The sequence below is a fragment of the Geobacillus sp. GHH01 genome, from assembly GCF_000336445.1.
Taxonomy (GTDB): Bacteria; Bacillota; Bacilli; order Bacillales; family Anoxybacillaceae; genus Geobacillus; species Geobacillus zalihae.
The window spans coordinates 863,123-890,011 of the sequence record NC_020210.1 but is presented as its reverse complement, the minus strand read 5'-3'; the positions used below and the strand labels follow the sequence as shown (position 1 = coordinate 890,011).

The window sequence follows — 26,889 nt, the reverse complement described above, 5'->3', positions numbered from 1 at the left end:
ACCTCTCCCGTACAAGCGTACGGAATTGCGATTCTTCTGTTTTTCTTCTTTACTATACCATACTTATGGCTTTTGTTGTAGCGTCTTTTTCACTTTTTCCGCTGTCCATACATACACATACAGGAGCGGAACATACACCGCGACAAGATAAAACCCTGCCTTCGCTGTCCATTCCGTCAACTGCTCAATATCTGTCTTCTCTTGGAAAAACAGCGTCCCGACAAATAAGCAAGCGAGCAACACGGGAAGCGAACGGCGCTGCTGAACAGCGAACAGCTGTTTGATCACGCGCGTCGCCGCCCAAATAGAGACCGCGATGATCGGGAACACAACGAGCACATAAATCGAGATGACAATATACTCCATCCGCTCGATAAACGGCACTTCCGGAATTTTGGCCAGCGTCAGCGTCGGCCATGTAATATGCTGAATTTGCTCTTTGTTATAAAACACGATGGAAATAAGGATCAAAACAAAATAAATGAACATCGTAAATGCGTTGGCCGCATGCGCCCACTTTTGCGAGGACGGAGCCTGTTTTAAAAACGGGTAATACATCAGCAGCATTTCAAACCCTAAATATTGCAGCACCATCTCTTTCGATGCTTTTGCCAATTGCCCAAACGAATGGTCGAACACCGGCAATAAATTCCGGTATTGAGCATACTCAAGCGGAAAGAAAACCATCGGAAAAATCGTCAACAGCGGAGTCACCACCCCCCAAACGCATAAGCCGACAACGACGCGAAACCCGCCGGAGACGGCGTAATACGTCAGCAGCAAAAACATAAGGCTGAACTGCCACGCCCCCATCAACGGGAACACCCATACTTTAATGATTTCAATGTATGATTGAAGCACCATAAACGCCGCCAACGCGTAGTAAAAAAGAAGTCCAAGGCTCAGCACCCCGCCGATCCACCGCCCGAAGTACTGTTCATGAAGCGACACGAGGTCTCCGCCTGATGGCAAATGCGACAGCAGCCGATACATCAGCCAAATCAACACGTGCGCCGCCAGCCCGGCCATTAAGACTGCCATCCAGGCATCCTGCCCCGCCTCTTTCATCAGTGGACGCTGAAAATTGAGTGCCCCGACCCCAACTTGCGTAGCATGAATGACAAAAAACACAAGAAACGGGGAGATGAGAAACCGTTCCTGAATGGCCTGCTTCATCCTAATCCCTCCTCATGTTCCCCGTCTTATTCGCCAATGCCGGTATGGACGATATCCACCGTGACGTGCGGGCGGATGTCTAGATCCGGGTATTCACGGTAAAACGCGTCGGAATCCCAATGTCTTGTCACACTGCGAACAAAATCGCCGATGCCGAGCGGGTCAATCCGTTTTTTCTGAAAATAACGGAATAACCGACGCATATTATGCTCCAATTCGTTTTGCATTTTTTTCTTCACATCAGCAAACAAATCTTGACCCGGCTGATCGAGCCATGACGGGTAATCCCGCACCGACGCATGGATATGGACGAACACATCAAGCACATGGCGGCTTCCATCACGCTTCCATTCATATTTCGACTTCGCCCATAAGTTTTGCAGCATCACCCGATCCTCGCCCTGTTTCCCGCGATTCCCAACCTTCAGCTGGTAGACGCCGTTTTTCGTTTCTCCAAGCAAAATTTTCATTAAAAACGAATCACGCAAACTCACATGCCCGACATATTGGTCGTCGCGAAACAACGCGACCCCTTCAAGCTTGACGAAATCTCCTTTTTTTTCAAAATACGGCAAAAACGGATCGCTGCCTGGGGAAAAATAGCGATACAAAAACAAGTGCAAATTCGTTTTCGGCAAGTTCATCGACTGCTCATTCTGCTCCACCAGATTCGGCAAATACAACGTATCGCTCAGCGTCGTTTTCGCCGTGATTTTCAGCAGCTCCTTCGCGCTTTCTTCCGCTACGCCAAGCAGCAAATGACTGCCGACTTTGTTGTTGCGCGCGAGGCTGTGCGTAATTTGCGTCACCCCCCGCCGAGCAAACTCCTTGCCGAACAAAATCAAGCGCAGCTGCCCTTCCTCAACCGGCAGCGCGGATTTCGATGACAGGCGCGGAATCAAGTCGTAGACCGTCGGCGACGTCGTCGTCAGCACATTCGGCTTTGTCATCGGCCCTTGCTTAAACGTCGGGTACACCGCAGTGCCCGTGTAGCGGCCGTTCTCGAAATCATACCCCATCTGTTGAATAATTTGAATTTCGTCAATCGGCCGCGAACTGACGCAGCCGCCAAGCAACAGCAGCGCACCGACCCATGCGAGCCCACGCCTCATCATGATCCCCCTTACTCATCAATGTCGCGTTTTTGCTTCGCCGCATTCGGATCGTAACGAACCCGCGACCGCGGACGAAGAAACATCGGCCGCTCCGCCGTTTCACTGTATGGCGAACGAATGAATGTATCGCGGAAGCTGCGAACACGAAATGGATAAAACGGCAGCAAATACGGATAACCAAACGACTGCAGCCGCCCTAAATGAATGAGCAGCCCGCAGACGGCAAAGATAATGCCGATCCCGCCCCAGAAAGCGGCAAACAAAATAAATGGAAACCGGATGAACCGAATCGTGTTGGACATTTTGAAAATCGGCGTTGTAAACGAAGCGAGCGCCGCCAACGCGACGACAATCAACAAAATCGTACTCGTCAGCCCGGCATCAACGGTTGCTTGCCCGATGACAATCCCGCCGACAATCCCGAGCGTTTGCGCGACTTTCGTCGGCAGCCGCGCCCCGGCCTCGCGCAACAGCTCAATCGTAATTTCCAAAAACAGCACCTCGAGCATCGGCGGAAATGGCACGTTCGAGCGTGAATAAATGATCGGTCCAAGCAAGTCTTCGGGAATCATTTCATAATGATACGTCAGCACCACCACATAAATCGGCGACGCCAACACGGAAAACGCAACGCCGAAAAACCGAATGAGCCGGAAAAACGTACCGAGCACCCATGGCAAGTAATAATCTTCGGGCGACGTAAAAAAATCGAAGAGAGCGGCGGGGCCAATCACGGCATACGGGGAGCCGTCGCAAAAAATGGCCACCTGACCCGACACAAGCGCATAGATGACCCGATCGATCCGCTCGGTCGAGATAAAAAGAGGAAACGGCGTCCGTGAATTATCCGCGAGCAGCTGATCCAAAATAGCGTTGTCAAACACGACGTCAAAATGAATGGACTCAAGCCGCTGCGTCACCGTTTGAATGACTTCCGGATTGGCGACGCCATCGATGTAGGCGATGACCACTTTCGTTTTCGACACCGAACCAATCGACATTTCCCGAAAGACAAGATTCGGCGTCACCACTTGCCGGCGGATGAGATGCAAGTTGACCCCGACGTTTTCCACAAACCCGACTTTCGGTCCGACGACGCTGAATTCGTTTTCCGAATCATTGTTTTCCCGAAGCCCTAAATTTTCGGCGGCGGCGCTCATGAGCGCCGCTTTGTTTGGTTGCCCGCGGAATGTGACCGCGACAAACCCTTTCAGCACCTTCTCTTCAATCAGCGCCGTGTCTTCACTCACCTCAATGCGCTGAATCGGCACGATTTGCTGCAAGTCTTCCAAGCGGACCGTCGGATGGTTTGGAATGTCGTTTTGCAAATGGCAAAGAATCCGCTCTTGCAGCACTTGCGGATCGACGAGTGAATCAAAATAATAAATCGACAGCTCCTTGCCTCCCACAACAAACGACACTTCGACAAAATCGCTCGATTGCCGCAGCGTTTCCCAAAGCTGCGAAATGGGCCGCTGAGGGGGGCGTTTTTTCTTTTTTTTCCAAAATGAGAATAAACCCACGAACATCCCCTCGCCTTTCCGTTTACGGAATAGTCTCCCAACCGATCGATATTTTTATGCATCCCCCTTTCATCCTATTGATTCGACAAAATCTTCTATATATTATTGAAAATAGACAAATGAAAAAAGGAGAATCGTCTATGAGCGAACTGACGAACCAGCGCCGGGCGAAACGAGCGTTGAAAAAAGTGACAGAAACGGCGGAAGCGCTGCGGGAGATGATCGACCGAACCCGTCCGCTTGAAGAACAGCTTGACCGCATCCGCACCTTTTTAGACGAGCGGCTCGGCCGTGATGAATATTTTGTTCTTGTCGATGAAAGCGGATACGGAGTTGTCCATACGAACCGCCTTCGCGAGGGAAGGGTGTTTGCCGACCCAGTCGGGCTGGCTGCCGCCCGCACGAATGAGCCGCTCTTGCAAGTGTACGAACGCGATACGGGCGAGGTGCTGATTGACGCCAGCTGCCCGTTTTGGACGGAGCCAGGCGGAAGGCGGTTCAATTTGCGGATGGGGCGGCTCATGCACCGTCCGTATTTGCAATGGGTGTTAGCAAGCGTCGCCATTGCGCCCGCAGCCGTTGGGCTGGCCGCTTCCATCGCAGGGGCGCCGCCCGTTTTTGCCGCGCTGTGCGCCGCTCTCGCTGGGCTTGGGCTTGGCGCCGCCTGGCATCGGGCCATTGCCGCCGAGCTTCGCCATTGGTACAGCGTCGCCCGCACCGTCTCCTCGGGTCAATTGCAGACAGAAGTGAAAACGACGGGAAAACGGGATGAATTTCATCAAATCGCCTACGAAATCAACAAAATGATTCTCGGCATCCGCACGATCATCCATGAGCTTGGCAAAGCGGCCAAAACGGTGCATGATGTGAGCGTTGAACAGCAGATGGAAATGCGCCGCCTCTCTGAATCGTTTGACGAAATCGCCGCCGCCGTCGAAACGTTCCGCGAAGGGGCGAAACAACAAACGACCGCCGTCGAGCAAGCGGGTGACGTCATCGGGCAGATGGTGGAACGCGTGCAACTCATGCGGGCCGCCGTTGAACGCGTCGTAAGGCAAGCGGGCGACGCTTGGTCGTCAGCAGCAGAAGGCATCCGCCTCATTGAGGAAACGAAAACAAACATGGACGCGATGCAGCGCGGCATCGGCGAAATGACTGCCCTCATCGACAAAGCAGCCAATGAAGCAGCGCGCGTTCATGAGATGATCGCCGCCATTCGCACGATCGCCAAACAAACGAACTTGCTCGCCCTAAACGCCTCGATCGAAGCGGCGCGGGCGGGTGAAGCGGGCCGCGGTTTTTCGATCGTCGCCGAAGAAGTCCGAAAGCTCGCTGAAGATACAAACGCGTTCGCCGCTGAAATTTTTGCTTCGCTCGACGCCATGACGAACGCGCTCAAAGAAACGGTGCAAGCTGTACAAGGAAGCGGCCTCCGCGTTGAAACAACGAAAGACTCGCTTTGGAAAACAGGGGAAACGTTCACATCGTTTCAAGGCATGTTCGCCCAACTGAACGACTTGCTTCAGCAAAACGAAGCGTATGTTAACGCCATCACCGCCGACGGCGAGCAGCTCGGCGGACTGATGGAAGACGTACGCACCGTCGCCGCCGATTTTTCAAACATGGTGCAAGAAACGGCGGCTGGGCTTGAGCAACAAACGCTCGCCCTTCACCAGCTGGCTCGGGAAGCCGACACGTTGGCTGCGGCAGCGCGCGATTTAGAAAACATGATCGCCCGCTTCCACTCATAACGCAACGAAGCCCTTTCGTCCCCCTTCACCAAAAAACTTTGGGGAACGAAAGGGCTCATTTACTGGCGCGGCAGCTGCCGGCGCCAAAGAAGCCACAAAAGCACAAGACTCATATAGCCAAACAGCGGATAGATGAATGACAGCAGCTCCCCGTAATGAAACGGGCTGACCGCCGCAAACAGCAAAACGAGCAGCACGCCCAGCCATTTCCCGCCAAGCGGCGCCCAAACGCGCACTTGGCGTGCAAGTCCAAACATGCCGCCGATGACCGATGTAAAAATTTCTCCGTAAATGACGACGACATAAAGCCAATACAACACAGTAAAAAACGTATGAACGACTTCGGCCATTGGAATATCATAATCGTCCTTGTGTGGAAACGACAGCAGCACCATATGGTTCAACAGCAGCAAAACCGTCAGCACCATTCCGCCTAACATCGCTCCGCGCCTCACCGCTCGCTCATCGGTCGCTTCGCGGGCGATGGGGACAAGCACCGCTTGGGCCATCGCCAAGTTAAAAGCCGCATAGGAAAACGGGGACAACATCGCCTTGAGGGAATAGTCCACCGCAGCCATGTCCGGACGGCATAAATCGCCCGCCACGATTGTTTTCACAAAGGCGATGGCGCTGAACAGCACCATCATCGGCGCGACAAACACGTTGACGCCAAACAGCCCTTTGCGGTCAAGCAGCATAACCAAAAGCGCCAACCCGAGCGTCAGCGCGACGCCTGCCTGCCGCGGCCATCCGATCTGCTCTTCAAACACCGCTCCCGCCCCGGCGATCATCACCGCCGTCACCCCGGCGATCATCGCCGTCATCACGAGCGTCACAAACGGGCTCAACATGTTCCCGAACAAATAACGATTCAATTCATCATAGGACGCGGCTCCGATGCGGCGCGCCATCACCATGAGCCGCGCGCCGCCCCATGTGAACAAAACGCCGCTGACCGCCACCCCGATCGTCCCAGCCATTCCGTAGCGGGTAAAAAATTCAATAATTTCCCTGCCAGTCGCAAATCCCGCTCCAATCACCGTGCCGACGTAAACAGCGGCGATTTGCCATGCTTCCGACCACTCGTGTCTCTTGCCCAAATCCTCCATCTCCCTCTCTTGTCCGTTGCTTTATTGCCATATATATGTCCGGCATGGACAAGAAAGACGACAGAACGAAAAAAGAAGGCATCCGAGACAAGATGCCTTCTCACACACCGCAAACTCTCTTCATTTCATGAATATGACGTGCGATGTGAAATCGCGTTTCCATCAATGAACCGTCACCTGTTCGACTTGATGTTCGTGCAGCCCGCCGCTTCCTTCGACGTGCACTTTCACCGAATACGTTCCCTTGTTGGCAAACGTGGCCATGGCTTCGTATTCGCCGTTTCCTTTTTCATCTGCATCCACAAATTCATGCTTATTGTCCGCCTGCCAAATTTCAAAGCGAACGGTGGCGTTCGTAAACGGCTTCCCATCTTTGGTGAGGTGAACGGTCAATGCCGCCGGTTTTCCGGCTTCGAACGAACGGGACGACAGCGAAATGGCGACGGCGCCATGATGGTGTTCTTCAGCACTGCCTTGGGAATTTTCGCGCGCACCGTCAGCCGTCGCCGCCTGTTCCGGGCTGCCGGCGACAATATCTTTCTTCGGCATGTTATGCATGTCGCGCGCCGTCACATGGGCGACCACCGAATATGTTCCCGCTTCGGTGAACGTTTTTTCCACCGAGTATCGGCCGTCGCCGTCATGCTTCGCTTCAAGCATTTCCCGCTCGTCGCTTCCATGCTTCCATACTTCAAACTTGACTTCGTTCGCATCGTCTACTTTTTCGCCGCCGTACGTCACGACGCAGGCGAGCTTGGTCGGTTTGTTCAAATCGATATGATCCGGCGCATCGATTTTCACGTCAAGCACGGCCGGCGTCTCGGCTTGCTTGTTGTGATTTGTACAAGCAGCCATGATCATCATCCCCAAAAGTACAACAGCAAACGCGAAACCAACCTGTCTTCTCATCTTCACCTTTCTCCTTTTTCCTTCAAATTCATGATCATCATGAGCACCAAAGACGGAGTCTTTTCCGCCTCTTTTTCTGTTTTTCACTTTATCATAGCTTTGCCGCACCTACATTAGTATTCACCATTTTTTCAAAAACATTTCATCGTTATTACAATTTTTTTGTACAAAACACTTGAAAGTCAAAAAAGGTCAAAGTATAATAAAGTCAGAAAGTCAAAGAAAGTCAAAGTCAAATCCCGAATAAGAGAAAAGGGGGTATGTCTCATGCTATGCCAAGCATGCCAACAACGTGAAGCAACAGTGTTTGTCAACTTGCAATGGAACGGGGAAAAACAACAACTTCACCTGTGCCATGAATGCTATGAAAAGCAAAAACAACAACTGTCCATTCCGATGAACTTCGGCTTTTCACCGTTTTCCTTTGATGACTTCTTTACTAGCCCGTTCACAGCCGCCAACGCCGGAATGAGCGCGCCGAAAACGATGGCGAAGCGCCCGCAAAGCCATGGCGGTGGATTTTTGGATCAATTCGGCCGCAACTTGACGCAAATGGCGAAAGCGGGCTTGATCGATCCGGTCATCGGCCGCGACAAAGAAATCGCCCGCGTGATCGAAATTTTAAACCGCCGCAACAAAAACAACCCGGTGTTGATCGGGGAGCCGGGTGTCGGGAAAACAGCCATCGTTGAAGGGCTCGCGCTGAAAATCGCCGAAGGGCAAGTGCCGGAAAAACTATTGAACAAAGACGTGTACTTGCTTGACGTGGCGTCGCTTGTCGCCAACACCGGCATCCGCGGTCAATTTGAAGAGCGGATGAAGCGGCTCATCGCCGAACTGCAAGAGCGGAAAAACATCATCTTGTTCATTGACGAAATCCATCTGCTCGTCGGTGCTGGAGCCGCTGAAGGCTCGATGGACGCCGGCAATATTTTAAAACCGGCGCTTGCCCGCGGCGAACTGCAAGTCGTTGGGGCGACGACACTCAAAGAATACCGGCAAATTGAAAAAGACGCGGCTCTTGAGCGCCGCTTCCAACCGGTCATCGTCCACGAGCCGACCGTTGAGGAAGCGATCGCCATCTTAAAAGGCATTCAGCCAAAATACGAACAATTCCATCATGTCCGCTATACGGACGAAGCGATCGAAGCGTGCGTGAAATTGTCGCACCGCTACATTCAAGACCGCTTCCTCCCGGACAAGGCGATCGACTTGCTTGACGAGGCCGGCTCGAAAGCGAACTTGCGCCTCGGCCCGACCGATGAAAAGCAGCTGCAAGAGCGGCTGATGCAAATCGCAAAAGAAAAAGAACAAGCGGCGAAAGAAGAAAACTACGAATTGGCGGCGAAACTGCGCGCTGAAGAGCTGAAGCTTGAAAAACAACTCGAGCAAGGCGTCACCCAAGAACGCCCAACAGTCGATGTGGCGGACATCGAGCAAATCATTGCCGAGAAAACCGGCATCCCGGTCGGCAAACTGCAAGCCGATGAAAAAGAAAAAATGAAACATCTCGAAGAAAACTTGGCGAAAAAAGTGATCGGCCAAGCGGAAGCGGTGAAAAAAGTCGCGAAAGCCATTCGCCGCAGCCGCGCCGGCTTGAAAGCGAAACACCGCCCGATCGGTTCGTTCTTGTTCGTCGGCCCGACCGGCGTCGGGAAAACGGAGCTCGCCAAAACGCTCGCCGAGGAGCTGTTTGGCACAAAAGACGCCTTGATTCGCCTCGATATGAGCGAATACATGGAGAAACATTCGGTCTCGAAGCTGATCGGTTCGCCGCCGGGCTATGTCGGCTTTGAAGAAGCCGGACAGCTGACGGAAAAAGTGCGCCGCAACCCATACAGCATCATCTTGCTTGACGAGATTGAAAAAGCGCACCCGGATGTGCAGCACATCTTCCTGCAAATTTTGGAAGACGGCCGCTTAACCGACAGCCAAGGCCGCACCGTCAGCTTCAAAGACACCGTCATCATTGCGACAAGCAACGCCGGCGCAACCGATAAAAAAATCACCGTCGGCTTTGAAAAAGAGGGCAACGGGCAAACAAGCGTCCTTGACTCGCTCGGCGCCTACTTCAAGCCGGAATTTTTGAACCGCTTCGACGCCATCATCGAGTTCAAGCCGCTCGAAAAAGCGCACTTGCTTGAGATCGTCGACCTGATGCTCGCCGATGTCAAAGCAGCGATGCGCGAGCAAGGCATTGAACTCGAAGTGACCGAAGCGGCGAAAGAAAAACTGGCCGAACTCGGCTACCATCCGGCCTTCGGCGCCCGCCCGCTCCGCCGCGTCATCCAAGAGCATGTCGAAGACAACATCGCCGACTGCCTGCTTGACGCAGATCAATCGGTGCGCGCAATCCGCATCGACGTTGCAGGAGACGCCATTGTGGCGAAAATCGCCTAATTGTGGCTTAACGGCCAACGCGCACACCTATATCATCCATCATCCGAATGACTGGAACACCGTCTCATCCCGTTTTTCGGAGTGGGGAAGTGTTTTTAGGGAAGAGCAGCAAAAAGAGCCGCCCCGAAGTTTGTATGTAAGGAGGAAATGAATCAATCAGCCCCTGCTTCTTTCGCTCAGAGGGATTGGCGCATCATCGCCATCCCTTTTTCTTTTTCCGTCTTTTCTCCAGGAACGAAAAAATTTTGCTATAATGAAGAAAAACGCAAGGGGGCACCGCGATTGCCAAACGAAATGGAGACGATCATCGTTGAGACGCTCCGCCCGGCTCTTCACCCGTTCGTCATCTACTTGTTCGGTTCAGCCGCCCGTGGGGCGATGCGCCCAGACAGCGATGTCGACATCGCCTTTGTCAGCGACGGCGTGCCGCATGATCCGTATGAGCTGTTTCGGCTCGCTGGGGAGTTGGCTGGCAAGTTAGGACGCGATGTCGATCTTGTCGATTTGCGCCAAGCCAGCACGGTGTTTCAAGCGCAAGTCGTCTCGAGCGGAAAGGTGATCGATTGTTGCGACGAACGGAAACGAATGGAGTTTGAAATGAAAACGTTGAAAATGTATGCAAAGCTGAATGAAGAGAGGGCGCCAGTATTAAAACGAATTGCAGAAAGTGGGTCGGTGTATGAAACATGATGTGATTTTGAATAAGGTCAGCATCATTGAACGATGTCTGAAACGAATTGACGAAGAATATGACCATGATCCAAAAAATTTACAAAATTACACAAAGCAAGATTCGATCGTTCTTAATTTGCAGCGGGCTTGCGAGGCATGCATCGATTTGGCCATGCATATCGTGGCCGAGCAGAAATTCGGACTGCCGCAACATAGCCGCGATGCGTTCTCCCTTCTTGAAGAACACGGCGTGATCTCTCCTGCCGTAAGCCAAAACATGAAGGCGATGGTCGGATTCCGCAACATCGCCGTTTGCGACTACCAACAACTGAACCTTGGCATTTTGCAAGCCATCATCGACCACCATCTCGATGATTTTAAACACTTTGCCAAAGCCATCCTCGATTATGCCAAGAAAAACGGCTAGGCCGGCTCCCACGCGGAAGCCGGCCGTCTAGCGCCGCAAACCGTTCATCAACACGTGAATCGTCCGCTCCATCTCCGCCTCATCGTCCCAATTGTGGTCAGGCAAAAGGAGAAAACGGGCGGCCAAAAAGCCGGCGAGCGATGTGATCGTCAGGCGGATGACGGAATCGACCGGCAGCTCGACCAACTCTCCTTTCTCTTGAAAATGGCGGACAATACGGGCAAATTTTGGATACACGTGCTCTGTAAACACGCGTTGAAAACATTGTTTAATCTCGGAATGAAAGGCGAGCTCCTGCCAAAGCACGCGAATCGCCGGCAAATACGTTTTCACAAAGGCGTAGCGGTTGGCGAGCACCGCGCGCAAAAACTGTTCGTACGTCTCATATTCGTTGTCAAACACTTCGCGGACGAATTCTTTCGCCAAAAACGGGGCGACCGACTTAAACAACGTCGGCGTGACGATGGCCAGCAGCAAATCTTTTTTCGTCTTATAATGGCGGAAGATCGTCCCTTCCGCCACCCCAGCCTTTTTGGCGATTTCGCTCGTCGACGTCGCCGCATAGCCTTTCTCGGCAAACATTTCAACGGCAGCTTCCAAAATTTTCAGCTGCTTTTCACTGAACTGCCCTTCCTTGCCGCCGATTTGCAGCAATTCCTGAATCCATGAATGCTCGCTCATGACTCTACTCCTTACAGCTTGCGGTATTTTTTCAGCGCTACTACATTTAATAGCATAAAGAGCAACGTAAAGCCAAGCAGCACGTACACATCCACGGCGATGGCGCGCCACCCTTCTCCGCGCACCATAATGTCGCGCAGCGCGTCCGCCCCGTAGGTGAGCGGCATGATGACGCTCAGCGAGCGAAGCCATTCTTCCATCGTGTCAAGATTGAACAAGCCGGAGAAAAACACTTGCGGCACGACGATAAGCGGGATAAACTGCACCATTTGCAGCTCGTTGTTGGCGAACGCCGACAGCAGCATCCCAAGCGCAAGCGCCGTCATCGCCAGCAAAAACGTAATGAGCAGCACATACCAAAACGAACCTTCCATCATCATGTCCAGGACATCAATGGCAAACCATGAAATTAAGCTTGCCTGAATCGTCGTAAACAACCCGAACCCGATCATGTAGCCGGCGACCATTTCCCAGCGCCGAAGCGGCGTCGCCATCAGCCGTTCGAGCGTCCCGTTCGTCCGCTCGCGCAAAAACGATACCCCGGCGATCAAAAAGACGAAAAAGAAGACGAAAAAGCCGATCAACACGGGGCCGAAATAATCAAATGACGCCATATCGCTTGACCCGTGCCAATACGTGGTGTTCAGCTGAAACGGGGGCTTTGGCGCCATGGACTGAAACGCCTGTTGCACCGCGGCCATCACCGCCTGGTTGGCAGTCGGGTCGCTTCCTTCCAGCGTGACGTGCAGAGCGCTTCCGTTCATGTCAAGCCATGCGTCAATGTCTTGATCGTCCAGCTGCTTTCGCGCCTGTTTAGCCGACAGCTCTTTCACTTTCGCCCCTGCTTCTTTCAACTTGTCCACAACCGCCTCAGGCACGTGTTCGCTGACGGCAATGGCTGGTTTGTATTGTTCTCCATTAAACACCAAATCCATTAACAACAAGACGAACATCGGCGCGACAATCATAAGCGCCAGCGTGCGCTTGTCGCGGAAAAACTGGCGGATGATGCGGACGACAATGGCCAACACTCTCATCGACGGACACCTCCAAACGTCAAAAACGCTTGCTCAATCGTTTCCGCCCCTGCTTCCTGTTTCAATTCATCCGGGCGGCCGACGGCGATCAGACGGCCTTCGCGAATCATGCCAAGCCGCCCGCACTTTTCCGCTTCATCCATCACATGGGTCGTGACGACAATGGTTGTGCCGCGCTGGCGAATCCGCTCGAGCTCCGCCCAAATCGATTGGCGCAGCACCGGATCGATGCCGACCGTCGGCTCATCCAAAATGAGCACGTCCGGTTCATGAAGCAAGGCGATCGCCAGCGACAGCCGGCGCTTCATCCCTCCTGAATATTGGTGCACCGGCTTTTTTCGATCATTCGTTAAGTTGACAAGCGCCAGCATGTCATCGATCCGCTCTTTTTGTTTTTTCCCTCGCAACCCGTAGATGGAAGCAAAAAATTGCATGTTCTCCAGCGCGGTCAATTCTCCGTACAGGGCATCCGACTGGGCCATAAAGCCGATCCGCTTCATGGCGCCAAGATTGGGCATATTCACGCCCAGCACGCGAATCGTCCCTTCACTCGCTTGATCAATGCCGGCGATCATGCGCACCAACGTCGTTTTTCCTGCACCCGACGGGCCGAGCAGGCCGAAAATTTCTCCCGCGCGGACATCCAACGACACATCGTCGATGACCACTTTTTTTCCAAACCGCTTGGAGACACGCTCGACTTGAATACATGGATTGGCGGTCATTGCTTTTCTCCCCCCCTCTGCTCAGTAGTGAGTAATCACTCATATATAGTATAAAAAAGATAAACCCTTTCGTAAAGTGAGTAATCACTCACAAAATGAATTTTTTAAGCTGCCGACGGTTCGGCAGCCCACCTACTGTTCCATCAATTGGACGTCTCGCCAGCCGTAGCACCACTCCCATAACGCTTTCCCTCCGATTTCCACCCTTTCCTCGGCCACTTTTTCACCGCCAAGCCGTTCGTAAAAACCGCGTGACGGATTGTCGGCAAGCACCCAGACAGTCAGCGAATGAATGCCTTTTTGCGTCAAATCGCGGGTCAACGCTTGAACGAGTTGCCGGCCGAGCCCTTTTCCTTGCACCTCTTTAAGCAAATAAATCGCATACAGCTCCCCGTCATACTTCGCTATCGGACCGTCGGCTGCCCGATTTGGTCCGCCGGAGACAAATCCAACGACGCGCCCGTTTTCCTCGGCGACAAACACAGAATGACCCGATTGGCTGAGCACCTTCTCCCATAAGGGTTGTTTTTCTCCCACTGACAACGTCTCCAAGTATGCGTCTGGCACGATGCCGCTGTATGTCGTCTTCCAACTTTCAACGTGGACCGAAGCGATGGCCGATGCGTCGGCCCATGTGGCTTTACGGATCATCGTTTTCCCCCTTTTCCCCAGTTTGATAGAAGTTTTCAAATTGAACGCTCTCCCTCCTACGCTTGAGCTTTGAGGTGGGAGATTCTTGGGAACACCCGCCCCACAGCAGGCTGTCAACCAAGCCATCCCCACCCTCTTCTGCTCACGTGTGGAAGTGGGGGTCTTCTCGGCGCGAGATGATAAAGAAAAGCAGGGCGGTGCCGTTCCCGCCCGCCTTTTTTGCTTCTTTTTACAAGGCTTTGTCATCGACGCTGTCGAGCCATCGTTCAATATGGCCGACGACCGAAGCGACCGCCCCGTCAGCAAACGGCGACTGTAGGTTGGCGCTTTGGACGAGCTCGGTGAACGGCCGGCTGCCGCCCAATCGACAAAGCGCCACATAGTCGCGCCACGCCGCAGCCCGGTCGTCTTGCGCCCGCTTCCAAAATTGGAACGCGCACACTTGCGCAAGGGTGTAATCAATGTAATAAAACGGGTCGGTGTAAATGTGCCCTTGCCGCTGCCAAAACCCGCCGCGCTCAAGGTAGTCATGGCCGGCGTAGTCTCTTGTCGGCAAATACGCTTTTTCGATGCTGCGCCAGACACTCTTCCGCTCCGCTGGCGTCATATCCGGGTTCTCGTAGACGGCGTGCTGAAATTCATCGACCGCCACGCCGTACGGCAAAAACAAAAGCGCGTCGCTCAAATGGGCGAACCGGTATTTGTCGGCGTCGTCGGCGAAAAAGAGCTCCATCCACGGCCAGGTGAAAAACTCCATGCTCATCGAATGGATTTCACACGCCTCAAGCGTCGGCCAGTTGTATTCCGGAATGTCGTAATGGCGGCTTTCATACACTTGGAACGCATGTCCGGCTTCATGGGTGAGCACATCAATGTCGCCGGACGTCCCGGTAAAGTTCGAGAAAATAAACGGCGCCTTGTAATCATCGATATACGTGCAATAGCCGCCGCCCGCCTTCCCTTTTTTGGCGACGAGGTCCATCAATTCGTGTTCGACCATATAGCGGAAAAACTCGCCGGTTTCCGGCGACAGCTCTTCATACATGCGCCGGCCGTTTTCGACAATCCAGCTGGCATCGCCTTTTGGCGCCGGGTTGCCGGTTGGAAACATAAACGGTTCGTCGTAATAGTAGAGCTTCTCGACCTTGATGCGCTGCCGCTGGCGCTCGCGCAGCTTGGACGCGAGCGGGACGATGTGCGTTTTTACCTGCTGGCGATAGCCTGCAACCATGTCGGCATTGTAATCGGTCCGTCCTAAACGGGCATAGCCGAGCTCAACAAAGTTTTTGAACCCAAGCTTCCGGGCGATCGCTGTGCGGACGTGGACGAGCTCATCATACAGCTCATCGAGCTCTTTTTCGTGGTCCGTGAAAAACGAAAACCGCGCTTCGCTCGCCCGTTGGCGCATCGTGCGGTCCGGCGACTCGACAAACGGCTGCAGCTGGGCGAGCGTCCGCTCCTCTCCTTCAAACATGATTTTCGCCGATGCAATGAGCTTCGTATATTCGCTGGCCAGCTTGTTTTCTTTTTGCAAGTCTTCGACAACCGCCGGCGCGTATGTTTTCAGTTGCGTTTCCGCCAACGCAAACAGCTGTTTTCCCCACACTTGTTCCAATTCAGCGCGGAACGGCGAGGAAACAAGCGCGCGGTAATAATCGTTGACGAGCCCCTTGACGACCGGCTCGGTTTCGTCGAAAAAGTCCTGTTCTTGTTTATAAAATTGATCGTTTGTATCAATCGTATGGCGGATGTGGCAAAGGTTCGCCATCGTGCTGTAGCGGCGGCGCAGTGCATTGATCCGCTTCATCGCCTCGTGCTGCAAGGCGGCGCTCCCGGCATGGCGGAACGAATCAAGCGCTTCTTGAAACGATGCTTGCAATTGAGCGATGTCCGGCCGCTCGTAACGAAATTCGGAAAACTTCATGCTCTGTCCCTTCTTTCCTTTCATTTTTACATTTTTTCATCACTCAGCCGACCTACTGTTTATTCGCCATGAATCCTCAAAATCCTTCTCGATTTCCCATTCTCTGGGTTCATCACCACAAATTATACTAATCATTTCACTCATATTTCGCAACCTTTGCATAATATATAAAAAACCACCCATATATGCGCATAAAAAGGCTCTTCACCAAAATTTTGCGCTTTCTCTTTTCCATCGGTCCATTAGGCGCGTTGGAAATCTTTATCTGAGAGAGCGTGCAAACGTTCCGAAAGAATGTGCAAAATCTGGAACAATTGGAGGCTTGGATTCATCGTTATTCGTTTTGTCCTTGTTCAGTTGTGCGAGCCATCGCAAAATCACTCGTCAAACGAACAGACGAAATCATATCATGCATTTTATCGTCTTATTCGAATGGGAAAATGGAGGAAACGAATAACAAGATTAAGCGGATCAAACGTCGGGGATACGGATACAGAAATATCCAACGTTTTGCATTTCGGGTTCGGTTAGAAACAGCTAACATACTTTAATGGCTAGTGCAAGTACATCTTTTAGTTTTTAGTGATGAACCATTCTCTGAACAAATTTCCATTTTATTTCCTCATAGAAAAAGAAGGCAACTATCATGATCTTGATCTTCGCAACCATTTCTATTTTTCAAAAACAAATCATATTCCCATTCGCGCCCTCTTCCCCCTAGAAATAGCGGCCATGGATTGGGAATCTCGTCCCATCTTCTGTATTTCCCAAAAACATATTGACGATTTTTGTCGAATCAGGTAAGATAGTGTCGGCAACCATATACCCCCTCTCCACTTCAATGGGATAGAGGTTGCGGTGAACAAAAGTAGCGCTGCCGAGGCTCGGAGCGGTCCATGACGCAGCGGGAAAGGGTTCACCGCCGAAGTTTGCGGCGCGCTCCGGCGGCGCAAGCTGGGCCTGCGGCCGAACAGGCGCAGGACTGCCATCGCCCTTGGGCGATGGAGCGCTATCGCCATTCAGTTGGATGCGAATCGATCATGCACCCGCTGAAAAGGCGCGGGTGCTTTCTTTTTTCGAAAGGAGCGTTTTGACCTTGGATCAGCAACGAAAACTTGGCATTTGGGTGTTAACCGCGCTTGTCGTGGGCAATATGGTCGGATCCGGCATTTTCATGCTGCCGCGCTCGTTGGCGGAAGCGGCGAGCCCCATCGGCGTGATGCTCGCCTGGCTGTTGACCGGAGCCGGCGTCCTCATGACGGCGGTTGTGTTTGGCAACTTGGCAATCCGCAAGCCCGAGTTAGGCGGCGGACCGCAAATTTACGCGAAGGAGCTGTTTCCGAAAGGCTCCAATCTCTCGATTTTATCGGGATTTATGTCATCATGGGGCTACTGGGTCGGCAACTTTGCCGGCAACGTGGCGATCATTACAACATTTGCAAGCTACTTGTCGACGTTTTTCCCGGTTCTGACGAGCGGCCAAACGGTGTTCACCGCCGGGGCGTTCACCTTGAAGCTTGGGAACTTGTTGACGTTTCTCGTCTGCACGGCGCTCCTTTGGGGGATGCATATCATCATTTTGCGCGGGGTAGAAGGCGCTGGCAAGCTGAATTTTGTTGCCACCGCGGCCAAAGTGCTTGGCTTTTTCCTATTTATCGTCATCGCGCTGTTTGCCTTTGACAAAGCCGTCATCGGCCCGCTTGATGCCCCTCGCTATGACGGGAACGGACAGCCGATCGGTTTGCTTGCGCAAATCAACAATGCCGCCTTGTCGACGTTATGGGCGTTTGTCGGCGTTGAATCGGCGATGGTGTTCGCTTCCCGCGCGCGCAAACAAGCGGACGTAAAACGGGCGACGATCGCCGGCCTGCTCATCGCCTTAGCCATTTACATCGGCATCAGCTTTTTGGTGATGGGCGTCTTGCCGCAACGCGAACTGATTCAATCGGAAAAACCGCTCGTGGACGCCATCAATGCCATCGTCGGACCGGCGGGCGGCTACGTGTTGGCTGGCCTTGGGCTGATCAGCTTGCTCGGCTCAACGCTCGGCTGGATTTTATTGAGCGCGGAAGTGCCATACCAAGCTGCCAAACAAGGACTGTTTATGCCGGCCTTTTTGAAAGAAAACAAGAAAAACGTGCCGAGCTTCTCGCTCACGTTGTCGAACGCCTTCGCGCAATTGTTCATTTTCTCGACCATTTCCCATTCGATGGCGGCGGCGTTTGACTTCGTCATTTACATCGCCACGCTCGCTTATCTCGTTCCATATTTGATTGCTTCCGTCTTCCAGCTGAAGCTCACGCTCACTGGGGAAACGTATGCGGCAGGACGGGAGCGGCTCGCGGACGGCATCGTTGCGGCGCTGGCAACATTGTATTCCGTCTGGGTCGTCATCGCCGGGACGGCGGATATGAAAACGTTCCTGCTCGGCGTTGCCTTGCTGGCAAGCGGCGTGATCTTCTACCCGCAGGTGAAAAAGGCAGCGCAGCAGGCAAATGAAAAGCAAAAACTGTCGGCATAGCCAAAAAACGGACGCCTATCGTTTGGGCGTTCGTTTTTTTCTGTTTTGGGGCAGGATCTTTTCTTTCGTAAGACGAAATATACAAGATGGTTCCATTTTTGAAGGAAAGAGAGGTCCTGCTGATGAATAATAACGAACACCCGACGAAACGCCGCGGCATGACGGCGGAAGATTTGCTTCGCCTCCGCTCGGTGCGCGACCCGCACTACGCCCCGGACGGAACGCGCGTCGTGTTTGTGGAAAAATCGATCGACGAAGAAAACCAATACCGCTCCCATCTATATATGTGGACGGAAGACGGCGCCGTCCGTCCATGGACGTTCGGGCGCTGTCGCGACACGAAGCCGCGCTTTTCCCCGGACGGCGAAACGATCGCCTTTTTGTCCGACCGCTCTGGGCGCACACAGCTTTGGCTGTTGCCTGCCAATGGGGGCGAAGCGCGCCAGCTGACGTTTTTCAAAAACGGCGTGCGCGATTACGTTTGGTCGCCGGACGGGACGTTTCTCATCGCCCTAACGACGCTTGGCGATGATGAAACGATTGAAGACCGCGAAGAGCCGGAAAAAGCAGAAGTGAAGCGAGCCGACCTGAAACCGCGCGTTGTCGAGCGGCTGTATTACAAGTCGGACGCCTCCGGCTTTCTTGACGGCAAACGGGCGGTGCTCGCGCGCATCGATGCGCTGTCAGGAAAAATCGAAGCGTTGACGGGCCGCGAGGAGGAAATCGGTTCGTTTGCGATTTCGCCCGCTGGACGGACGCTCGCCTTTGTCGCCAACCGAAACGAGGATCCGGACACCACCTTTACCCGCGACATCATTTTGCTCGATCTCGAGAAAAAAACAGAAACGAACTTGACGAACGGCTGCGGCGCGTTCGCCTCGCTCGCCTGGTCGCCGGACGGAATGAAGCTTGCCGCCGTCGGCCATGATTTGGCTTGTCTCGGGGCGACGCTTCACCGGCTTTATGTCTTTGAGCCGGAACGTGGAACGAAGCGGGTGTTGACCGCCGACTGGGACGTCCATCTCGGTGACGCCATGGTCGGCGACATGCACGCTGATGCGAAAGGCCCGGGCCCGATTTGGGCGAGCGACGGAAGCGGCCTGTATGTCACCGCCTCGGAGCGCGGACGCGTCAACGCATATTTCGTCTCGCTCGCCGGCCCGATCGTTCCAGTGGTCGAAGGCGATTTTCATCTATACGGATTCACCGTCCATCCGGATGGACGGCAAGCTGTCGCCGCCATCAGCTCGCCTACGTCCGTTGGCGATTTATATGCGGTCTCGCTTGCCGATGGAACGAAAACACGACTTACGCGTGCCAATGAAGCGCTTGAACATGAAGTGGCCTTCGCCGATGCCGAACCGTTTACGTATCGATCGGCGGATGGTTGGGAGATTCAAGGCTGGATCATGAAACCGCCTGAGCTTGACGAAGGAGAAAAGGCGCCGCTTGTCGTCGAAATTCACGGCGGGCCGCATGCGATGTATGGATTTACGTTTTTCCATGAATTTCAGCTGCTCGCTTCATCCGGTTATGCCGTGCTGTTTACGAACCCGCGCGGCAGCCACGGATACGGCCAGTCGTTTGTCAATGCGGTGCGCGGCGACTATGGCGGCATGGATTATGAAGACATTATGGCTGGCGTCGACGCCGCCATCAGCAAGTTCGACTTTATTGACAAAGAACGGCTTGGCGTCACCGGCGGCAGCTACGGCGGATTTATGACGAACTGGATCGTTGGGCATACCGACCGATTCAAAGCGGCTGTCACTCAACGTTCGATTTCCAACTGGCTCAGCTTCTCTGGCGTGAGCGACATCGGCTACTTTTTCACGAAATGGGAAGTCGGCTGCGACGTTTGGGAAGACGCTGAGCGGCTTTGGCATCATTCGCCGCTCAAATACGTCAAACACATGCGCACACCGCTGTTAATTTTGCATAGCGAACGCGATTACCGCTGCCCAATCGAGCAGGCCGAACAGCTGTTTGTCGCCTTAAAGCAGCTCGGGCGGGAAACAAAGCTCGTCCGCTTTCCGGACGCCAACCACGATTTGTCGCGCACCGGCAACCCTGCTCTTCGGCTTGAGCGTCTTCGCCATATCGTCGACTGGTTTGACCGCTATTTGAAAGGAGCATCGCATTAATCCGAAAGGAGAACCACCATGCACGCACTCGTCATCGGTGGGACAGGCATGTTAACCGACGTGTCGCTTTGGCTCGTGCGAGAAGGGTACCATGTATCCATCGTCGCCCGGAACAGGGAACGGATGGAACGGCTCATCGCCCGCGCCGCACATCTGGAGGCCATTACCCCGCTTTTGGTCGATTATCGCGATCATGATGTACTATGTTCCTTGATTCACCAAACAATCAATGAAAACAGAGCCTTCGACCTTGTTGTCGCATGGGTGCACAGCGACGGGAAACAGGCGTTTCCGGCCATCATCCGGGAAAATAGCAGACATCCCGGTCCTTGGCGTCTGTTCCACGTGCTCGGCAGCCGGGCCCATCCGGCCGAGGCAAAGCGGGAACTCCGTTTGTCTTCCGCTTGCCTGTACCGGCAAATTCAGCTTGGCTTCGTGATCGAAGAGCACAGCACGCGTTGGCTCACCCATCAAGAAATCAGCAGCGGCGTCATTGACGCCATTCGGCGTGATGCGCCGTTTCATCTTGTCGGCACACTAGCATCAGAGAAGAAGCGGCCGCATTAATGGGAAGCGCCCTCTCGTTTGTACCGAGAGGGCGCTTTGTCCGCCTTTGGCGCGGATGGTTTCACGATGGAAGCAGTTCGACATAATCGCCCGTTTTCAAGCCGGCCGCGTTCGCTTCATCGGTGTCAATGTGCATATCTAATGCAAAATCTTCGCTGACGCGGACGATCACTTCGTCAAAAATGAGCGCCCGCTTCCCTTGCGTTTTCACTTTCACAACTTGTTTATCGCGGACGCCAAACGTCTCGGCATCTTTCGGCGTCATATGAATGTGGCGCTTGGCAATGATCACCCCTTTGTCGACGGTCACCGTCCCCTTCGGTCCGTGAATCGTAATGCCCGGCGTTCCGTCAATATCGCCGGATAAGCGGACCGGGGGCGCGACGCCGAGCTTGAAGCTGTCGGTTTTCGAAATTTCAAGCTGGGTGAGCGAACGGACCGGTCCGAGGACGCGGACGTTTTCAATTTTCCCTTTCGGCCCTTCGACCGTCACCGTTTCCTTGGCGGCGAACTGGCCAGGCTGCGACAACGGCTTGAGCACCGTCAGCTCGGCGCCTTCGCCAAACAGCGCCGCCATGTGTTCTTTTGATAAATGAATGTGGCGATTCGATACCCCTACTGGAACCATCAATGGTGATCTCTCCTTTTTTGCTGGCTATGGTATGTTCTTTATATAACGTATCCATTTCCGGCAAAATTAAAGAGGCCGACCTCGCGTCAGCCCCTTGTTTTTGCCCCATATCCTAATTTTTTCAGCAGCGCAATCGCCTGCTCTTTTTCTGCCGCCGTCAGCGCCGAAACCGTTTCGTGAATTTTTTCCGCATGCTCGGGAAATACGCGTTCAATAAACCGCCGCCCCTCTTCTGTAATGGACGCGTACGTGACGCGCCGGTCCTTTTCGCAGGCGCGGCGGACGATCAATCCTTTGTTTTCCAGTTTGTCAATGACGTAGGTGATGCTCCCGCTCGCCAGCAAAATTTTTTCGCCAATTTGCTGGAGCGGCTGATCCCCTTTATGGTATAACAATTCTAACACGGCAAATTCGGTCGGATTGACCCCGAATGAGTGGATTGATTTGTTCACTTGGTCGCTTACGGCGCGGTAAGCCCGCGACAATACGATAAACAACTTTAGCGATTGCTCGAGTTCTTGCTCTTTTTGTTCCATGCCATCCAACCCTTTGCATTTAACCATTTCTTACTTGCATTATACTTGAACAGCAAACAGGCAGGCAACCGTTTTTGCCAGGCGCTGGTCCATTTTTCTCGCCAGCGGCCGTTCCTTTCGCTATGATAATTTTGTTATAGGGCAGCGCTTGGGCGATTGTCACATTTGTGGAAACGGCGCATATGAAAAAATAAAGGCTGATGAAGGGGGAATTGGATGAACGGGGTATTGACCGGCAGTGTGCTGTCCGCCTTATCGACCGGACTTGGCGCTGTGCCGATTTTGTTTATGGCCAAATCGCTCACCCACCGCTGGCGCGATGTGCTCCTCGCGTTTTCAGCCGGCATTATGATGGCGGCCTCGATGACAAGTCTTATTCCCGAGGCCCTGCGGTCCGGCGGTTTTGAGGCGCTCGCCATCGGATTGGCGGCGGGGGTGCTCGTGTTAACGTTGCTTGAGATGACCGTCCCCCATATCGACTTGGAGCATACGAAAAGCGGCTTGCAATTCGACGAAAAGGCGATGCTCATCATCGCCGCCATTGCGATGCACAATCTCCCCGAAGGGCTGTCAGTCGGGGTGAGCTACGCCTCAGACGGCGCTTCGCAAATCGGCAATTTGATCGCATTGGCCATCGGCTTGCAAAACGCGCCGGAAGGATTTTTGGTCGCCTTGTTTTTAGTCAATCAGCAGATTGGCCGCTTTAAAGCGTTTGTCATTGCCACGTTAACCGGCGCGGTCGAAATTGTGACGTCTTTGCTCGGCTTTTATTTAACCTCTCTCTTCCGCGGCCTCGTTCCATACGGGTTGGCGTTTGCCGCCGGGGCGATGCTGTTTATCATTTACAAAGAACTCATTCCCGAAAGTCATGGCGACGGCAACGAACGGATCTCGACGTACGCGTTTATTATCGGCATTTTGTTTATGATTTTGTTAACCGAATCGTTTTAGCGATCCCCCCTTCCGTCATCGAGACAGGCGCTCCTCTCCATACAGAACGAAACACCCCGCTGCCTTGCCTGGCAGCGGGGTGTTCTCATTATTGGACGGCCTCTTCTTTTTCTTCATACGGATGGGCGACCCAGCCGGACGGGTCGATGAACAGACGGACGGCTACGACTTGGCGGTCGTCCATGAGCGTAAAGTAGTGCGGATTCCCTTCCGGCACGGAAATGACGTCGCCGGCTTCAAGCTCTACATCAAAATAACCGGTTTCTTTGTCGCCTTTGATGATGAAAATGCCATGGCCGGCCGTAATGGCGCGCACTTCATCTTCCGTATGGATGTGCACTTGTTCAAATTTTTTCAGCAGTTCATCCAAGTTCGGCGTCGCATCGGACAGAGCGACGATATCCCATGTTTTGTAGCCGCGGCGCGCCGCCAAATCTTCAATTTCATCTTTGAACGTCGCCAAAATTTCATTTTTCTCTTCATCCGTGAGTACGTATTTGTCACGCAAATGCTCCGGCAGTTTCGTGATGTCCCAATGTTCATACAACACCCCTTGACTGTTCAAAAACGCGCGCACATTGTCTTCTCCTTCAATCACTTGGCCCGTTTTTCTCACTTTGATGACGGCCATGTCAAAATCCCCCTTCTAAAAGATGTATATTAACCAACCGGCAGGCCGGCCCGTTGCAAAAGCAGCCGCTTCACCTGCCAGCTGAACAAAAACTCCCACGCTTCCAAATGTTTTTTCGCTTCAAACGCCGTTCGTCCCCAGACGGTAATGCCGTGGTTGTGGATCAACACGGCGCCGGCGTCGCCATGAACATGGTTCGCAAACTCCCGAGCCAGCGTCGGGATGTCGGCGTCATTGTTAATGATCGGGATGCGCACTGCGGCGTTTTCTTCCCAAATGCCAAACGCCTTGATGATTTCCTGGCCGGAAAAGACTGCTTCCCCGTTTGACGCATACAGTTCAGAAATCAAATTGTTGTCCACGGTATGAACGTGCAAGACGCAACCGGCGTTTGTGCGGTTGTAAATTTCCACATGCAGCAGCGTCTCCGCTGATGGCTTTAAATGTGTTTTCTCCGCTGGTCGGCCGGCAGCGTCAACGAGCAAGAAGTCCTCATCCGTTTGCTTCCGCTTATCCTTGCCGCTCGCTGTCACCAAAAACGTCAACGGGTCGTCCGTCACTTTGATCGACAAATTGCCGCTTGTTGCGAAAAACCAATCGCGGGCGGCGAGCTCGGCTTTCACTTCCGCAAGCTCGTTCCACTTTTTCACGACGATGCTCATACGATCACCTCCATTCGCTGCAACGCATCCATCACGTCAAAAAACGTCGCAAATGGCGCGTGCGGCAGGTCAAGCTCTTGACATTTTTCAAGCAGAAAATCGCGCGCCAGCACATAGTCGGCTTGCCTGGCCACCGCCAAGTCGGTGATCGAATCGCCGATGACGACGTGATACCCGTCCGGGCGGGCAAGCCTGCGCAATAGCGACGGCTTGCAGCAGCCGCAGCCGTTTTGGCACCGGCTGTCACATGCATGCGGCCATGTGATGCGGATCGTCTCACCGCTGAAATCGGAGCCGTTGCAAAAAATCCGCTCCGGTTCAATGAGCCCTTCAAGCAGCGGATAGACGAAAAAGTCGATGCCGCCGCTCACGATATAGAGCGGGATGCTTTGCTCTTTTGTCCATGCGACAAACTCGCGGAACCCTTCGCGCAAGCGGGCGGTGCTAAGCAAAAAGTCAACAATCTCCCCTTTCAGCGCTGACGGAAGAAGCGAAAACATTTTTCCGACGCCTTCCTGAACGGAGATGCGCTGGGCGAGAATGTCGTCCTTTAGCGCCTCCCACTCCGGCGGGGCGAACTGTTTCATAATCGCGATGATGTTGTCGTTTTCCGTGATCGTGCCGTCAAAATCGCAAAAAAGAACGAGTTGTTTCGTCATGCTTCCACCTCAATAGCGCCCCAGCGGTCGATCGCCTTTTGCAGCGCCTCGTTGTCTTTCGCCGCTTCACGAAGCGGACGGCCGACCAGCGCTGCGTCGATCGCCGCGCGAAACGCCCGTCCGCCGCCGATCGCCCCGTCCGGGTGGCCGTGGATGCCGCCGCCGGCGTTGACGACGCTGTCAAGGCCAAAATCGCGGACAAGGAGCGGCACCAAGCCCGGATGGATGCCGGCCGATGGCACTGGAAACGCCCGGGCAAACGGCTCTTGTTCATCGGTCAGCGCCCGGGCGATGCCAAGCGCCTGCTCGCGCTCCAAGGCGACGCTGCCGTACGGCGACGGGAACAGAACAAAGTCGGCGCCGGCAAGCCGCAAAAGCTTTCCAAGCAAGAGCGACGGGGCGACGCCGTAAAACTCCGACGGCGTGATCGCGCCGCTGAACGCCGGGTGGGCCATGATCGGAACGGAAATCTCTTCATCTTCCCGCAACCCTTGCAGGACGTCCAATCCATAGGCGAACACGTTGAACAACAGCACATCGGCGCCAAGCTCAGCCGCCCGTTTCGCTTTTTCTTTCAGTTCAAACGTTTTGCCGGTCAAGTTGACGGCATACAGCGTCCGCTTGCCTGTTTGTTCGTACACCTCTTCGAGCGCCGCTTTGCCTTCTGTAATGCGCTTCGCAAATGGCAGACGATCGCTGTCAAACAAAATTTCGTCATCTTTGACCAAGTCAACGCCGCCAAGCGCTTGCTTTTTCAACTCTGATGTCAAATACGCCAAATCGCGGCCGACGATGCCTTTGAAAATGCTCATCAACAGCGGGCGGTCGTACACTCCGACCTTTTCGCGAATGCCGGCGATGCCAAAGCGCGGCCCCGGAAACTGCCGCTTCCATTCTTCCGGAAATGCCAAATCAAGCAACCGCACTTCCCCGTCAAGCGACAGCTTGCCGAACGTCGTCACCAACAATGCTGGCAAATCGGCGCTGAAGTTCACCGTCGGATAGGCGATTTTGACGATCGCCCGCTTCAACCGCTTGCCGAAATAGGCGTTTACCCGCTCGCTCTCGCCAAGCTCCTCGACCGCAACGACTTCCCCTTTATGTTTGCGGAGCTGGTCTTGCTCCAGCTGCGGCAAGTCGGTCCATGTGCCGACCGTCAAGCCGAGCGCGATCCCTTCGGCCTTTTTGCGAATGTCTTTCTCGTCATGAAGCAAATACGTCGCAATGACTGCACTCATCGCCCATCCCTCTTTCAATATATGGCGAAATAAAAAAGCCCCTTCCTAAGAAGAGGCGTCATTCATTCATGGCGCTCTTCTTATCTCTCAGCGTTTCCGCTGCAAGAATTAGCACCGTGCTTGGCGCGCGCCAAGCCGGTTGCCGGGCTTCATTGGGCTCGTCCCTCCGCCTGCTCTTGATAAGAAAGCCTGCTCGTTTATGCACTTGTCAAGCAATTGGCAAATTTACTTTGAATTATGCCATCACCG

At 53.7% G+C, this 26,889-nt stretch carries 24 protein-coding genes, 1 pseudogene and 2 riboswitches; of the genes and pseudogenes, 9 read left to right on the top strand and 16 right to left on the bottom strand.

Features of this window, described 5'->3' with window-relative positions:
- Positions 1-63: 63 nt before the first annotated feature.
- Genes GHH_RS04530 through GHH_RS04520 form a run of 3 tightly spaced genes read right to left on the bottom strand, consistent with a single transcriptional unit; the run spans position 64 to position 3,814 of the window.
- A complete protein-coding gene (locus GHH_RS04530; RefSeq protein WP_015374271.1) occupies positions 64-1,176 on the bottom strand; it encodes a GerAB/ArcD/ProY family transporter in 1,113 nt (370 codons plus the stop codon).
- A gap of 26 nt (positions 1,177-1,202) precedes the next feature.
- Positions 1,203-2,288, bottom strand: coding sequence for a Ger(x)C family spore germination protein (locus GHH_RS04525; RefSeq protein WP_015374270.1), 1,086 nt, complete (start codon positions 2,286-2,288; stop codon positions 1,203-1,205).
- An 11-nt stretch (positions 2,289-2,299) separates the two neighbouring features.
- Positions 2,300-3,814, bottom strand: a complete 1,515-nt coding sequence (locus tag GHH_RS04520) for a spore germination protein (RefSeq protein WP_015374269.1) — start codon at positions 3,812-3,814, stop codon at positions 2,300-2,302.
- A 140-nt stretch (positions 3,815-3,954) separates the two neighbouring features.
- Here GHH_RS04520 and GHH_RS04515 point away from each other — a divergent pair, with 140 nt between their 5' ends.
- Positions 3,955-5,565 carry a methyl-accepting chemotaxis protein gene (locus GHH_RS04515; protein WP_015374268.1) on the top strand — a complete coding sequence of 537 codons (1,611 nt, stop codon included), beginning with the start codon at positions 3,955-3,957 and terminating at the stop codon, positions 5,563-5,565.
- A gap of 59 nt (positions 5,566-5,624) precedes the next feature.
- Here the strand turns inward: GHH_RS04515 and GHH_RS04510 are convergent, their stop codons facing one another.
- Together GHH_RS04510 and GHH_RS04505 are read right to left on the bottom strand one after the other, a co-directional pair.
- Positions 5,625-6,665, bottom strand: coding sequence for a hypothetical protein (locus GHH_RS04510; protein ID WP_081601519.1), 1,041 nt, complete (start codon positions 6,663-6,665; stop codon positions 5,625-5,627).
- A gap of 171 nt (positions 6,666-6,836) precedes the next feature.
- Positions 6,837-7,583, bottom strand: coding sequence for a FixH family protein (locus GHH_RS04505; protein WP_015374266.1), 747 nt, complete (start codon positions 7,581-7,583; stop codon positions 6,837-6,839).
- A 267-nt stretch (positions 7,584-7,850) separates the two neighbouring features.
- On the opposite strand from GHH_RS04505, the gene GHH_RS04500 reads away from it, so the two are divergent.
- The 3 genes from GHH_RS04500 (at position 7,851) to GHH_RS04490 (ending at position 11,082) form a co-directional block, all read left to right on the top strand.
- The gene (locus tag GHH_RS04500) at positions 7,851-9,983 is read left to right on the top strand and encodes an ATP-dependent Clp protease ATP-binding subunit (RefSeq protein WP_015374265.1); all 2,133 of its coding nucleotides are present in this window, start codon (positions 7,851-7,853) and stop codon (positions 9,981-9,983) included.
- 282 nt (positions 9,984-10,265) lie between these two features.
- Positions 10,266-10,673: a nucleotidyltransferase domain-containing protein gene (locus tag GHH_RS04495; RefSeq protein ID WP_015374264.1), complete on the top strand. Its 408-nt coding sequence runs from the start codon at positions 10,266-10,268 to the stop codon at positions 10,671-10,673.
- Positions 10,663-11,082 (top strand): DUF86 domain-containing protein, encoded by a 420-nt coding sequence (locus GHH_RS04490; protein ID WP_015374263.1) that lies wholly within the window; start codon positions 10,663-10,665, stop codon positions 11,080-11,082. Before GHH_RS04495 ends, GHH_RS04490 begins: the two co-directional genes overlap by 11 nt.
- Positions 11,083-11,109: 27 nt before the next feature.
- Here GHH_RS04490 and GHH_RS04485 read toward each other — a convergent pair whose 3' ends face one another.
- The 5 genes from GHH_RS04485 to GHH_RS04465 all read right to left on the bottom strand — a co-directional run bounded on the left by GHH_RS04485 (position 11,110) and on the right by GHH_RS04465 (position 16,100).
- Entirely contained in the window at positions 11,110-11,763 is a 654-nt protein-coding gene (locus GHH_RS04485; RefSeq protein ID WP_015374262.1) for a TetR/AcrR family transcriptional regulator, read from the bottom strand.
- An 11-nt stretch (positions 11,764-11,774) separates the two neighbouring features.
- Positions 11,775-12,800: an ABC transporter permease gene (locus GHH_RS04480; RefSeq protein ID WP_015374261.1), complete on the bottom strand. Its 1,026-nt coding sequence runs from the start codon at positions 12,798-12,800 to the stop codon at positions 11,775-11,777.
- Positions 12,797-13,525 (bottom strand): ABC transporter ATP-binding protein, encoded by a 729-nt coding sequence (locus tag GHH_RS04475; protein WP_015374260.1) that lies wholly within the window; start codon positions 13,523-13,525, stop codon positions 12,797-12,799. Before GHH_RS04475 ends, GHH_RS04480 begins: the two co-directional genes overlap by 4 nt.
- Positions 13,526-13,657: 132 nt before the next feature.
- Positions 13,658-14,176, bottom strand: coding sequence for a GNAT family N-acetyltransferase (locus GHH_RS04470; RefSeq protein WP_015374259.1), 519 nt, complete (start codon positions 14,174-14,176; stop codon positions 13,658-13,660).
- Between the two features lie 229 nt (positions 14,177-14,405).
- Positions 14,406-16,100 (bottom strand): M3 family oligoendopeptidase, encoded by a 1,695-nt coding sequence (locus GHH_RS04465; protein WP_015374258.1) that lies wholly within the window; start codon positions 16,098-16,100, stop codon positions 14,406-14,408.
- A gap of 299 nt (positions 16,101-16,399) precedes the next feature.
- Between GHH_RS04465 and GHH_RS17950 the strand changes: the two are divergent.
- From GHH_RS17950 to GHH_RS04445, 4 genes and pseudogenes are all read left to right on the top strand, one after another.
- A pseudogene (locus GHH_RS17950) lies at positions 16,400-16,651 on the top strand (transposase); the annotation flags it as partial.
- A 288-nt stretch (positions 16,652-16,939) separates the two neighbouring features.
- Positions 16,940-17,120, top strand: a riboswitch (Lysine riboswitch).
- Positions 17,121-17,196: 76 nt separating this feature from the next.
- Positions 17,197-18,621 carry an amino acid permease gene (locus GHH_RS04455; RefSeq protein ID WP_015374257.1) on the top strand — a complete coding sequence of 475 codons (1,425 nt, stop codon included), beginning with the start codon at positions 17,197-17,199 and terminating at the stop codon, positions 18,619-18,621.
- Between the two features lie 122 nt (positions 18,622-18,743).
- Entirely contained in the window at positions 18,744-20,765 is a 2,022-nt protein-coding gene (locus GHH_RS04450) for a S9 family peptidase (protein ID WP_015374256.1), read from the top strand.
- An 18-nt stretch (positions 20,766-20,783) separates the two neighbouring features.
- On the top strand, positions 20,784-21,332 hold the full coding sequence (locus tag GHH_RS04445; RefSeq protein ID WP_014195275.1) for a short-chain dehydrogenase: 549 nt from the start codon (positions 20,784-20,786) through the stop codon (positions 21,330-21,332).
- A 61-nt stretch (positions 21,333-21,393) separates the two neighbouring features.
- On the opposite strand, the gene GHH_RS04440 is transcribed toward GHH_RS04445, so the two are convergent.
- Both GHH_RS04440 and GHH_RS04435 read right to left on the bottom strand, forming a co-directional pair.
- Positions 21,394-21,960 carry a phosphate propanoyltransferase gene (locus tag GHH_RS04440; protein WP_015374255.1) on the bottom strand — a complete coding sequence of 189 codons (567 nt, stop codon included), beginning with the start codon at positions 21,958-21,960 and terminating at the stop codon, positions 21,394-21,396.
- An 89-nt stretch (positions 21,961-22,049) separates the two neighbouring features.
- A complete protein-coding gene (locus GHH_RS04435) occupies positions 22,050-22,499 on the bottom strand; it encodes a MarR family winged helix-turn-helix transcriptional regulator (protein ID WP_014195273.1) in 450 nt (149 codons plus the stop codon).
- Positions 22,500-22,715: 216 nt separating this feature from the next.
- On the opposite strand from GHH_RS04435, the gene GHH_RS04430 reads away from it, so the two are divergent.
- On the top strand, positions 22,716-23,450 hold the full coding sequence (locus GHH_RS04430; protein ID WP_015374254.1) for a ZIP family metal transporter: 735 nt from the start codon (positions 22,716-22,718) through the stop codon (positions 23,448-23,450).
- 88 nt (positions 23,451-23,538) lie between these two features.
- On the opposite strand, the gene GHH_RS04425 is transcribed toward GHH_RS04430, so the two are convergent.
- Genes GHH_RS04425 through mtnW form a run of 4 tightly spaced genes read right to left on the bottom strand, consistent with a single transcriptional unit; the run spans position 23,539 to position 26,640 of the window.
- A complete protein-coding gene (locus tag GHH_RS04425) occupies positions 23,539-24,081 on the bottom strand; it encodes an acireductone dioxygenase (RefSeq protein WP_015374253.1) in 543 nt (180 codons plus the stop codon).
- A gap of 29 nt (positions 24,082-24,110) precedes the next feature.
- A complete protein-coding gene (locus tag GHH_RS04420) occupies positions 24,111-24,743 on the bottom strand; it encodes a methylthioribulose 1-phosphate dehydratase (RefSeq protein ID WP_015374252.1) in 633 nt (210 codons plus the stop codon).
- Entirely contained in the window at positions 24,740-25,402 is a 663-nt protein-coding gene (mtnX, locus tag GHH_RS04415) for a 2-hydroxy-3-keto-5-methylthiopentenyl-1-phosphate phosphatase (RefSeq protein ID WP_015374251.1), read from the bottom strand. The genes GHH_RS04420 and mtnX overlap by 4 nt, the downstream gene beginning before the upstream one ends.
- Entirely contained in the window at positions 25,399-26,640 is a 1,242-nt protein-coding gene (gene mtnW / locus GHH_RS04410) for a 2,3-diketo-5-methylthiopentyl-1-phosphate enolase (protein ID WP_015374250.1), read from the bottom strand. The genes mtnX and mtnW overlap by 4 nt, the downstream gene beginning before the upstream one ends.
- A gap of 77 nt (positions 26,641-26,717) precedes the next feature.
- A riboswitch (SAM riboswitch) is annotated at positions 26,718-26,826 on the bottom strand.
- Positions 26,827-26,889 lie beyond the last annotated feature (63 nt).